The 11,368-nt window shown below is 71.7% G+C and carries 9 protein-coding genes and 1 pseudogene; 3 read left to right on the top strand and 7 right to left on the bottom strand.

Annotated elements, in window-relative coordinates:
• Window positions 1-17: 17 nt before the first annotated feature.
• Both GVV04_RS03690 and GVV04_RS03685 read right to left on the bottom strand, forming a co-directional pair.
• The gene (locus GVV04_RS03690; RefSeq protein WP_161684376.1) at window positions 18-194 is read right to left on the bottom strand and encodes a hypothetical protein; all 177 of its coding nucleotides are present in this window, start codon (window positions 192-194) and stop codon (window positions 18-20) included.
• A 71-nt stretch (window positions 195-265) separates the two neighbouring features.
• Window positions 266-3,196 carry an ATP-binding protein gene (locus GVV04_RS03685; protein ID WP_235965558.1) on the bottom strand — a complete coding sequence of 977 codons (2,931 nt, stop codon included), beginning with the start codon at window positions 3,194-3,196 and terminating at the stop codon, window positions 266-268.
• Window positions 3,197-3,793: 597 nt separating this feature from the next.
• Between GVV04_RS03685 and GVV04_RS03680 the strand changes: the two are divergent.
• Window positions 3,794-4,330, top strand: a pseudogene (locus GVV04_RS03680) (M64 family metallopeptidase); the annotation flags it as partial.
• A 21-nt stretch (window positions 4,331-4,351) separates the two neighbouring features.
• Entirely contained in the window at window positions 4,352-4,612 is a 261-nt protein-coding gene (locus GVV04_RS34705; protein WP_407938755.1) for a M64 family metallopeptidase, read from the top strand.
• Window positions 4,613-4,643: 31 nt separating this feature from the next.
• Here GVV04_RS34705 and GVV04_RS34700 read toward each other — a convergent pair whose 3' ends face one another.
• The 4 genes from GVV04_RS34700 to GVV04_RS03660 all read right to left on the bottom strand — a co-directional run bounded on the left by GVV04_RS34700 (window position 4,644) and on the right by GVV04_RS03660 (window position 9,827).
• The gene (locus GVV04_RS34700; protein ID WP_161684695.1) at window positions 4,644-4,910 is read right to left on the bottom strand and encodes a type 2 periplasmic-binding domain-containing protein; all 267 of its coding nucleotides are present in this window, start codon (window positions 4,908-4,910) and stop codon (window positions 4,644-4,646) included.
• A 139-nt stretch (window positions 4,911-5,049) separates the two neighbouring features.
• Window positions 5,050-6,138, bottom strand: a complete 1,089-nt coding sequence (locus tag GVV04_RS03670) for a hypothetical protein (RefSeq protein WP_161684372.1) — start codon at window positions 6,136-6,138, stop codon at window positions 5,050-5,052.
• A gap of 96 nt (window positions 6,139-6,234) precedes the next feature.
• Entirely contained in the window at window positions 6,235-8,037 is a 1,803-nt protein-coding gene (locus GVV04_RS03665; protein WP_328822185.1) for a S8 family serine peptidase, read from the bottom strand.
• A gap of 47 nt (window positions 8,038-8,084) precedes the next feature.
• A complete protein-coding gene (locus GVV04_RS03660; protein WP_161684370.1) occupies window positions 8,085-9,827 on the bottom strand; it encodes a lysozyme family protein in 1,743 nt (580 codons plus the stop codon).
• A gap of 379 nt (window positions 9,828-10,206) precedes the next feature.
• Between GVV04_RS03660 and GVV04_RS03655 the strand changes: the two genes are divergently transcribed.
• The gene (locus GVV04_RS03655; protein WP_235965556.1) at window positions 10,207-10,722 is read left to right on the top strand and encodes a sigma-70 family RNA polymerase sigma factor; all 516 of its coding nucleotides are present in this window, start codon (window positions 10,207-10,209) and stop codon (window positions 10,720-10,722) included.
• Window positions 10,723-10,798: 76 nt separating this feature from the next.
• Here the strand turns inward: GVV04_RS03655 and GVV04_RS03650 are convergent, their stop codons facing one another.
• Window positions 10,799-11,341 carry a hypothetical protein gene (locus GVV04_RS03650; RefSeq protein WP_161684366.1) on the bottom strand — a complete coding sequence of 181 codons (543 nt, stop codon included), beginning with the start codon at window positions 11,339-11,341 and terminating at the stop codon, window positions 10,799-10,801.
• Between the last annotated feature and the right edge of the window lie 27 nt (window positions 11,342-11,368).

The following is an 11,368-nucleotide window of genomic DNA, read 5'->3' as shown; positions in this document are numbered from 1 at the left end:
TGGGCGAAGGGGGCGGGCTAGAGCGGTTCGTACGTCGGTCGGGAATCGCCGCCGGCCGGTGCTCCGCGACCGGTCGACGGGTCGCCGGCGTCGTGCGGGTCCCGCCCCTCCGGCTGCGGTCGCGGGCCAGGCGCGGGCTGCGCGGCCGGCGTGGGGGAGTCGTCGGTACGCGTGCCGGTAGGGTCGTCTGCCATCGGCTTTCCTTCCAGGACCTGAGGGTCCCGAGTCTCGGCCGACAGCGACTGGTTGTGATGCGCCAGATGACCTAAAGAATGGGCGGGTCGGTGAGCACGCCCGACTCCAGGGCGCTGACCGCCACCGCCGTCCGCGAGGAGACACCGAGCTTGCGCATCGCCGAGTTGAGCTGCGCGGCGACCGTCCTCGGTGACCGGGACAGCGCCTGGGCGATCTCGCGGTTGGTCCGGCCGGTCACGACGAGCCGGACCACCTCCAGCTCCCGTGGGGAGAGCTGGTCGCCGTAGCCGCGTCGCCCGCGCCGCACGTCGTGTCGTTCGTCGACGGCGTGCGCCCGCGACAGCTCCGCCGTCCGGGCCGCGTCGGCGTGAGCTCCGAGCCCGGCCAGGTCGCGGCACACCTCGGCCAACAGCGCGAGCCCGGCCTCGGCCTGCCCGGCGGCGATCAGGCAGTTCGCCTGTCGCTCCCGGGTGAGCAGAGCGTCGTACGGTCGCGGCAGCGCCTGCCACGCGGCGGCCGCACGGTCGTACGCCGTGGCTGCCCCCTGGCGGTCCCCGTGGGCCTCCAGGAGGATCGCCCGGCACAGCGCCAGCGAGGCGAGCGGGGCCGGGGCGTCACGGCCGCGCAAGCCGTCGGCGTACGCGGCCACGAGGTCGGCGGCCTCACCGGTCCGCTCCGCGGTGATCAGCGCGTCCATCCGAATCGGGACGAGATCGGTGGCCCAGATCCAGACCCCACGGTGCGCCACGATGCCGAGGGCCTCGCCGGTCAGCGTCAGCACCTCGGCGACGCGGCCTTCGACCAGCCAGGATCGCGCCAGCACCGCCGCCGGACTCATCCCGACATCGGCGACGCCGAGCGTGTGGGACGCCGCCAGCAGTTCGTCGTCATCCCGGGCGAGGGTGCCCGCCGCCGCCTGCAGCGAGGTGCGCACCAGGAGCGCCTTGTTCCGGGCGGCGGGGTCCAGGTCCTCGTCGTCGACCAGCAGGTCGATCCGTTCGGCCAGGCCGCTCCACTCCCCGAGGAACCAGTCCAGCTGCAGCCGGGTCGCCAGGATCCAGCCGCGGTAACGCAGGTACTGATGCCGTTCGGCGAGCTGGAGGCTGCCGGTGAGCCGGCGTGCGGCCTCCGCGTACCGGCCCCACATCACGGCCTCGGTTCCGACGTTCAGCTGACCGCGCACCAGCTCCTGGCGCAGAACGGGGGACTCGGCGTCGGCGGGGAGTCTGGCCGCGTCCTCCCAGCCCGCCTCCTCCCCGAGCATCAACCGCACCGACGCCGTGTCGACGGTGAGGATCAGCTGGTCCGCCGGCGACATCGACGCACGCATCTCGGAAGCCCGGCGTAGCCAGGCCAGGTGGGTCTCGGCGGGCGCGGTGACACCCTGCGGGTAGGCGAGGAAGGCCATCGCCCGAGCGGCCTTGACCGGGTCATGGGTGAGCTGTTGGATCGCCCGTTCGAGCTCGGCCCGGCTCGCCTCGTAGTCCTCGGTCACGAACAGCACACAGCCGAGCCGGAACCGGACCACCGCCTCGTCGGCCGGCGGCAGGGTGCCGCCGGCCAGCACGGTCCGCAGGGCGTCGACCACGTCCGCGTGGCGGTCCCGCCCGGCGAACGCGCCGAACGGGACCTTCATGACGAGCCGGACCACGGTTCGGGCAGGCAGCTCGGCCTTGGTCAGCAGATCGTGCAGCAGGGCCGCCGTCGTGGCCTCGTCGGAGGACTCCAGCGCCAGATCGGCGGCGAGCTCGGCGTACCGGCACCACTCGGCGGTGCGGCCGGCCTCACGGAAGTGGTACGCCAACCGGGCCACCGGCGGCTGCGGTCGGTCTTCGAGGCTGAGGCCGGCACGCAGGTGCATCCCGCGGCGTTGGGGCGCGGGAATGGCCTCGTACACGGCCCGACTGGCCAGGGCATGGCGGAACGACACCAGCCAGCGGTTGTTCTCGCGCAGCAGCCCGGAGCCGAGCGCCTCGGTGAGCCCGTCCAGGGCCTCCGCCGGGGTCAGGGCACTGACCGCCGTCACGGTCGCCTCGTCGCTGGGCTCGGCGAGCACCGCGGCGGCCCGGAGCACCGCCTGCCCGTGCGGGCCGATGCGGGCGACGCGTTCCAGGACCGAGTCGCGCACCGTCGGCGGGACGTCGATCTCGTCGAGCCTGCGGCGTACCCACTCACCTCCGACACGGGTCAGGTCGGCCCGGTCCCGGAGCAGGCGTACCGACTCCTCCACCACCAGGGGGATTCCCGCCGTCCGCTGATGGAGGAAGCCGGCGAAGGTCTGCGAGACGTGCTCGGCATCGAGCATTGACGACACCAGTTGGGCGGTCTGCGACACGTCGAGCGGACCGACGGGCAGCCGCAACCTTGTGGTGGTCGACGGCAGTCGCGACGTCAACCGCAGCAGCAGCGACCCGACCGGCACGTCCTCGGGTCGGTAGGTGACCACCACGCTGAACGGCGGCGACTGGCGGGCCACGAGGAACAGCAGCAGCTCCAGGGTCGCGTCATCGGCCCAGTGGACGTCCTCGACCACCAGCACGGCCAGGTCCAGGTTGCCGAGCAGTTCGAGGAGGGCCCGGAACAACCGGTGCCGGGAGGCGCGGACGTCGCCCAGGGGCTCCGGCGCCGCCGGTAGCTCGTCGGCCCACTCCGGGAACAGCGGCCGGAGCGCACCGGCGAGATCGCTCAGCGGCAGATCCGCCACCCGGTCGGTCGCCTGCCGCACCGCCTCCACGATCGGCCCCAGGGTGTAGGGCTCACGGAAGTGCGGGCAGGTCGCGACCAGGCTGCGGTTGCGCCGACCGGCGGCCGAGACGAGGTACTCCCCGACGAGACGGCTCTTTCCGATGCCCGCCTCTCCCTCGATGAGCACCACCGCCGGGCCGCTGTCGAACGCCGTACCGAGCGCGGCGAGTTCCGCCTCGCGTCCGACGAAACCGGGGGGCGACGGCCTGGGGGAGGGCTGCCGCGGGTCCCCCGGCTCAGCCTCCCGCATCGCCATCGGCGGCTCCCGTCGTCGTTCGTCACCGCCGGGCGGGGCACAGCACGGCGGGTGCCCAGGTGAGGGCGCATGACTGCAGGCATCCTGCCACGTCCCGGGGACGGCGTCGTCGGGCTGACAGCCGTCGGGAACCCGGTCCCTGCCCGGACGCGGCGTCGCGGCGGGCATCTCGATCAACGGCTCGAGCGCCGTGGAAGCCCGGGACCTCAAGCGGTCAGGCGGCGTTTCTTCCGGTTCAGGTGGTATCTCAACTTGCATAGCTGCTCTGTTATGGCCGGCCGTTGACCTGGCATTTCGCTGGTGTGGGGGTCGGCCGCCGGCACCTGCGCCACGGCGGGCTATGGCGGCTGGACAACGGATTGCGCAGGATATCGGCACACACCCCCGTCTCTGCCGATTGTCGAGGCGCTCATGTTGCCTGTACGTAGAACTGTGTCGCTTGCGGTGGCCTTGGCTGCTGGGCTGTTCGCGACCTGGTCGGCGGCGATCGCGCGGGCCTCCGCCGCATCCGTCACGGTGACTCCGGTGGAGGTGCACGGCCCGAGCGGGAACCGCCTCGACATCGTCTTTGTCGGTGACGGATAAACCCAGCCCGAGCTCGGCACCTACGCCGCGCAGGTGAGCCGGACCTGGGAGCTGTTGGCCAATCGCGAGCCGTTCCGCAGTTACCGCACCTTGTTCAACGTCTGGCGGGTCGACCTGGTCTCGCCGGTGTCCGGGGTCAGCGGCGACCCGACCGCTGACGTGAGCCGCGATACTCCTCTGGCGGCGAGTTACTGGTGTGACGGGTTGCAGCGGCTGCTCTGCGCCGACATCGAGCAGGTCAAGCACTACGCGGGCTTCGCACCCGACGCCGACCAGGTGGCGGTGCTGGCCAACAGCGGGATGTACGGCGGGGCCGGCTACACCGAGGAGGAGGTGGCGACCTTCGCCGGCGGCCATCCGCTGGCCGCGGAGATCCTGCCGCACGAGCTCGGGCACTCCATCGGCGACCTCGCCGACGAGTACGACTACTACGCCTTTCCCGACGACGGCAGCCGCTACCGGGGGCCGGAACCGGCCGAGGCAAACATCTCCAAGAAGAACGCCGACCAGCTGCTGCACCCGCGCAAGAAGTGGTGGTACTGGCTGGGCGCGGACACACCCGACGGCGGCGTGATCGACGCCTACGAGGGCGGCTACTACACCCAGTTCGGCATCTACCGGCCCAGCCAGAACTCGCTGATGAAGGCGTTGCGGCGGGAGTTCAACGTGGTCAGCCGGGAGAAGATGATCCAGTCCTTCTACGCGACGGTCCGCCCGATCGACGCGGCCGTCCCGTCCGGAGCCGCCGTGGCGCCCGGCGGCACACTCGCGATCGAGGTGCTGGCGGTGCCTCCTGGGTGCGCAGCACCGAGTACCGGGCGCGATACCTGACGCAGCAACACTCCTGGCGGGTGAGCGGCGGCTAGTGCGCTCCCCACCCGACGGGGGATCCGCTGCCTCCACGCCTGTCACCGCTTGCTGCCGACCCGATGAGTGGAGTCAGCGCCCACGGCTCGTGGGCGAGATCCGCCAATTCGATCTCATCCCGATCGGCCAACGGGTGCTGCTCGCACACTGCCGCGAACACCGGCTCGACCGCGATCGTTTCGGCCAGGGCCGTGGCTGGCAACCGCGGCGAGAGGTCGGGGTAGTTGACGATGGCCGGGGCGTCGAGCCGATCGTCCAGCATCAGGTCCGACAGCGGCCGGGGAGAGTACTCGGTCTGCAGCCGGGCCTCGGCGTCGGGCTATGGCAGCGGTCGAGCTTCTGGAAGCCGCAGGAAATCAATCAACGTGGTGGTTCGCCGCAGGGGTGAGGTGTTCGGGGGTTCATGCTCGGGCGGCGGTGGGCGAGCCGGCCGCGGCCGGGCGGAACAGCGCGGCCAGCACACGGTGCTCGGCGACCTCGTCGACGAGCGCGGGACGGAAGTCGATGCCGCGTGCGTGGTCCAGCAGATCCCCGTCGGGGGCCAGCCCGTGGGCACGCAGGTAGTAGGTGACGGTGTCGGTCCATACCCACACGCCGTCGGTCCGGTAGGACAGCGGCACGACGGCACCGCGCTCCGGCTCCACGATGTCGCCCATCCGCTGGGTCGTCGTCAGCACCGGCCGACCGGACTCCAGGAAGGAGACCATCCGCTCCCGGTCGGCTCCGTCGAGGCGCGGGTGGTCCGGGGCGAACCACGGCCCGGTGGCCGGATCGACGCCGTCGAAGACCCGGGCCACCGCGATCGGGTACGCGTCGGCCGCCGTCCACAACAGCGCGGCGGCCCCGCGCGCCTGCGCCTGGTACGCGGGCAGCTCGTCGCCCGGCGCGTACGCCTCGACCAGCGTCTCCGCCGCGCCCGCCTGGGCCAACTCCTCCTGCAGCAGCGCGGTCACCACCGGAAGGTCGTCCGTGGGCACGTCAGTGGCCAGCACGAACACCTGCGCCACCGGGCCGGCCTCGCCGTCGGGATCACCGAGGCGCCAGGCCCGCCACAGTGCCGTCGCGCCCGGCACCCGGCTCATCGCCCCGATCGCGGCGTGGTCGATCTCGTCGGTGACCGCGTCGAAGAACTCGGTGGGCGAGTCGGTCAGGTCCAGCAGCGGCGGAGCCGCCTCTGGGGCGAACATCGCCTCGTCCACCAGCGCGGGCGTGAAACTGAAGGACGGCGGCGGCCATTCGCCGGGCTGCGTGCCGGGCAGCTCGCCGACGGATTCCGGCGCGGCGGCCGCGAGCAGCGCGTGCTCCTCCCCGGTGAGGGCGAGCCCGGCGGCCGAGGCGATCGCGCCGACCGCCCGGGCCACGTCGGCCACCCGGCCCTGGGCCAGCGCGTGCCGCGCCTCGGCGATCGTGTCGTCCGGCGCGTGCCCGGCCACGCGCAGCAGCAGGCGGTGGAACTCCGGCCCGTAGTCGGCTCTGCGGAACTCAGGCATGGTGCCATTCGACCACAATCTCTGTAACTGATCGACGGCTGGGCCGCGTCCGTAGGGCGCTGGGCGCCCTGTCGTGCCGGCTCGGACCGGGAGTTCCTATTCGCGTACGGCGGGGGAGGATTGCCGGGGTCGCGGGCTCGCCTTCGCCGAATCCGCGAGTGGAGGCGGCATACCGTGGTCTGGCCGGTGGCGCCCGCCGGCACGGGCGGCGGCTTCGCCGGCCGCGGGCGCCGCGCCCCCGGGTGGCGCTCCGCCGCCCCCGGTGTCCCCCCGGTCGGGGGCCTTACCCGCTGAACCGTCGGCGGGCCCGTCCTGGTTCGGGTGCACCAGCCGGCGCACCCGGAAGGCCAGCAGTCCGGCGGCGACCAGCCCCACCACGCTGACGATGATCAGCGCCATGGTCCGGTTGCCCGAGATGGGGCCATCGTCGAACGAGCGTCGGGCCGTCGGGGCGACCGCGTGATGTTCCTCGGCCAACTCGCGGGTGACAGCGGCGGCGGGATTGATTGTTCCGTACCCGTAGCGTTTGTCCGGCACCGCGTCCGACATCTTGTCGGCGGTCGCCTTCACCCGGTGGGTGACCTGGGCAGCGTCGAGGCCCGGGTAGGCGGCCCGGACCAGGGCCACCTCGGCGGCCACGAACGCCACCGCGTAAGGGGTGCCGTTGCTGGCCAGTACGCCGGTTCCGGTGACCCCGAGGGTGGTCACGTTCAGCCCGGGCGCGACGACGTCGACCATGCTGGGTCGGTAGGAGGCGGCCGGCTGGCCGCCCACTCCGACACCGCCGACCCGGAGTACCCCGTCACCGCCGGTGACCATGTCCGGGCTGGTGGGTGTGGTCGTGGTGGGCGCGCCGAACACCACCACGATGTTCCGGCTGACGGCCGTCGCGACGGCCTTCGCCACGGCGGCGTCACTGGTGTTCACGTAGGAGCCGAGCGCGATGACCGTGGCACCGGCCGAGGTGGCCACCTCGATGCCGGCCGCCTGGTCGGAGGCCCGGGCCTCCGCCTTGGTGGTGACGATCCGCACCGGCATCACGGTGGCGTCCGGCGCGATGCCGGACAGCGCGCTGCCCTGGGTGGGCTTGGCCACGATGATGCCCGCCATGCCGGTGCCCGAACCCAGGCAGTCGGTGTTGCCACGGCCGCTGCCGGAGACGATGTCCGCGCCGAGGGCCACCCGCCCGGCCAACTGCGCCAGGCTGCCGTCCGCGCCGGAGTCCACGATCGCCACCAGTTGACCCTTGCCCCGGCTGTGCGCCCAGGCCTGGTCGGGGGCCAGGCGCAGGGCGGCCCAGTTGGACGGGGAGTTGGAGGTGGTCGCGGCGGCGCACTGGCCGCTCTTGTAGGTGGGCTTGGGCGCCGCGCTGGGCACCACGGCCGGGTTGCCGGCGCGGGGTGCCTGGGTGTTCGTCGGTGCGCGCGTGGGCGTCGACTGCCCGGGTGCCGCCGGTGCCGGCGCCGAGCCCGAGGGCGCGGGTTTCGAGTTCTTCTGGGGCAGCAACCCGTACTGCACGCCCGTGCCGACCGCGTCCCATGGCAGCACCAGCTGCCAGCCGGGACGCAGGATCTTGGGATCGCTCAGCTTGTCGCCGTTGAGCTGCGTGCGGCCCACGTTGAGGCTGAAGATCTCCACCGACCGGTCGGTGGTGCCGAGGAAACGCTGGGAGATCCCGCCGAGCGTCTCCGGGGCGCCCTGGTAGGACGACGTGACGGTGTAGTACTTCACGTATTCGGCACTGTCCGAGGGCACCGCGACGGCGGGGAGACCTGCCAGCAGCAGCCCCGCCACGACCGCGACGAGACCCGCCACCGCCGCTGTCACCGTGCCGTACCGGCGGCCGGTGCTGGCCGTCCCGGGACGGCGGAAGCCATCATTCAACTGGTCAACAGCCACCGTTGGTCCTTGGCGTAGGTCTGGGTTGACAACACGATTCCTGACTCCTAGCCCCACGTGGCGTTGTCGAGCTGGAAGTTCCCGGTCCAGTTCGGGTAGGTGGTGCCGACCGCCTGGAAGGTGACCTCGATCCGGGTCACCGACGACACCGAGGACCAGTTGGCCAGGTTCACCGAGAGGGTCGTCCAGGTGTCCGCCGGGGGGGCCAGGGTCGCGATCACCCGGCTGCCGTCGCTGCCGGTCAGCGCGACGATCGCGCGGTAGCCGGTCGCGCCCTGCACCCCACCGAAGCAGTTGAACTGCACCTTGAACATGGACTTCTTGGACATGTCGATCGGTTTCGCGGGTGCGATGTACACGCTTCGCGGGGTGGTGCTGGCGATGAACTCGCCGACGGCCTGCAGGCAGGAACCGGAGTAGCAGGTTCTGGGACGGTTCTCGAACGTGGTGACCCGCTCCACGCGAGCGATGTTCTGGCCACGCTGCCAGCCCATGGTGCCGGACTCGAAGTTGTAGCCGGTCGGCGCGGCGGGCGGGTTGGGCCGCGGCGCGGCAGGCGACTGGGCGGCGGGCGGCGGGCTGGCGGGTGACTGGCTGGGTGACGGCCCGGGCGACTTCGAAGGCGACGCCGAAGCCGTCGGCGAGGGCGGGGCACCGAGCCGCTTGTCCTTGGCGTAGTAGTCCACGTAGGCCAGAACGCGATTGGTGTTGTCCTGGAGCGCCGGGGCCTGGGGTGCGCCGCCGGCCGCACGGACGGCGCCGGTGCCCCACTGGAACGCGGCCAGAGCGAGCGTGTACGGGTCGCCTGCGGTCAGCGCGGAGAGCTGCCCGGACAGGTCGCACATGACGCTGCCGAGCATGGGAATCGCGGAGTGAGGGTTCCAGGGGGAGGCGGCGGGGGAGTTCGACGCGGCCGCGTACTGGGCCCAGATCTCAGGGAGGAACTGGGCGATGCCCTGGGCGCCGTTGGCGGAGCGCATGTTCGGGTCGAAGCCGGAGGCGGCCATGAGTTGGGCGGCGATCCGTGCCGGGGTGACGGGGAGACAGATGTTGCCGGCGCGGACAACGTCGGCGACGTACTGCTGGGGTAGAGGTTTGGCGCCGGCTGCCGCGGCGGCCAGCGGGAGGCCGGGCGATGCGGTGGCGGTGGGGTCCAGGCCACCGAACTGTGGCTGGCGGGTGTACCACTCCGCGTACGCGGAAACGGTGTCGACGTAGCTCTGGGCGCTGGCCGGTATGGCCTTGACGTCGAGCACCGCTTGCAGCCCGGCATGGGTGGCGGCGACGGCAGTGCGCCAGGGGTCACCCGAGACCCCGGCGGCTCGGAGTTGGCCGACCATCTCGCAGGTGTGGTGGGCGAGGGCGACGACGTTGGCCCGTCGATCGCTGAGTTGCGCCTTCGGCCATGGCTCCCACCTGCGCCACGTGGTGTCGTCGAGGCCGGCGAGGCCCCGGACGTTACCGGCTCTGACGGCGCCGGAGTCGAAGCCGCTGGCGGCCATGACCTGTGCGGCCAGGCGCGGCCCGGTCAGCGCGGGGCAGGACAGTGCGGCGCTCTGGATGGTGGCCAGGTCGCCGGCCGGGACCGGTTTGCCGGCCAACCGGTCGTTGCGGGCCTGGGCGGGGGCGAACTCGAGGAGGCCCACCGTGACCAGCGCCATCACCAGCACCAGGGCCAGGGCCAGGTCGGTACGCTGCAGGCGGCTCTGCCCGCGGGCCATTCGGGCCACTGGACGGGTGACTGTCGCGGCGTGCCGGGCCAGCCGTCGGCGCAAGGCGGTTACCTTCACGGATCGCTCTCCCCTGTACGTTCGTTGTCGCGTGCACGACGAGCGAAAGTCGAAGCCGGTTCATTTTGCGGCATCACGATATCGGACGCGGTCGGACCGAAGCGGTGCAGCGGTCCGTCGGAGGCCCAACGATGGACGGCCGAGTTCCGAACAGGGTACGTCTCGTCGGGAAGGTGGGTCATGTGTCGGTACGTCTGCTGATATCTGGATATTTCGGCCCGCTGCGTAGGCCGGAGGCGTCGGGACGGCCACGATCCTCTTCTGGATTGCTTCCGATGTGAACCTTGAGGGGTACTGCCACGTAGTGCAGTCCATGGACTCGGCCGTGGGACACCCGTCGCCCACTGAGGGACGTCCCGCCCGGACAGATGATGGGGCGTTGCGTCACCTGTACCAGTCGCACGCCCCCATCCTGCTGAGCTACCTGCTGCGCCTGACCAACGGTGACCGGCACCGGGCGGAGGACATCGTGCAGGAAACCCTGCTGCGCGCCTGGAAGCATCCCGAGGCGCAGTCGGCGGACGGCCGGTGGAGCCGGGCCTGGCTGTTCACGGTCGCCCGGCGGATCGCCATCGACCAGGTCCGCGCCGCACAGGCACGGCCCACCGAGATGTCGGACGAGCGGATGGAATCGTTCTCCCGGCCCGACGACGAGATCGACCGACTGCTCGACGCGCGCGAGGTGCGGGCGGCGCTGGCCGCCCTGCCCGAGCGGCTGCGCACGGCGCTGGTGGCCATCTACTTCCAGGAGCACTCGATCGCGGAGGCGGCGGAAGTGCTGGACGTGCCGCCAGGCACCGTGAAGTCGCGTACCTTCTACGCCCTGCGGGCGCTGCGGGAGCAACTCATCGAGCGTGGGTTCACGCCGGGCACCCGGGGGCGCGACGAGCGCTGACCCGCCGCACGGGCCCGCCCCGACGGTCGGAGCGGACCCGAAGACCGGCCACCGCCGTGTCCTTTCGGCCCCACGGTCACTCGGTGGGCACGAAGGACTTCTTGTCGGCGTTGGTGTACACCTGCGGCACCGTGTTCAACATCCCGACGTACTCGCCGACCAGGTACAGCGTGTCCGCGATGGCCAGCAACCCGTTGTCGAGCGCGGCCCTCATCTCCGGCGCCACCTTCACCAGCTCCGGATCGCGGGTTATCCGTTTACCCCCCGAGCCGCCACCCCAGTTCCTCGACCAGGCCGTCGACCTGTCCTTCGTCTCACCGAGGTCGCCCGCATGCGCCTGCGCGAAGACCCAGTCCTTGCGCTCGTTGGTCATGTTCTTCAGCGCTTCGTACGACATCACCGCGTCCATCAACGGCGCCATGACGGCGTTCTGCGCGTCGAAGAACGGTGAGAGCACCACCGAGAACTCCGGCACGACGGGGACGGGCGCATTCGGGTCCCCCTCGCTTTCCGTCGCGCCCGACAGCTCGCCGGTGATCTGCTTTGGCCATCCCTCCCCGTGCATCGTCACGTCGGGCGGGGTGACGTCCTGCAGTGGGGGCTTCTCCTCGTCGGCCACTGGACATTCCTCTCGGGTCGGTGGTCT

Origin of the sequence: Micromonospora rubida (assembly GCF_009908295.1) — a bacterium.
In the GTDB taxonomy this organism is placed as follows: Bacteria; Actinomycetota; Actinomycetes; order Mycobacteriales; family Micromonosporaceae; genus Micromonospora; species Micromonospora rubida.
This window is presented reverse-complemented; position numbering and strand designations above follow the sequence as displayed.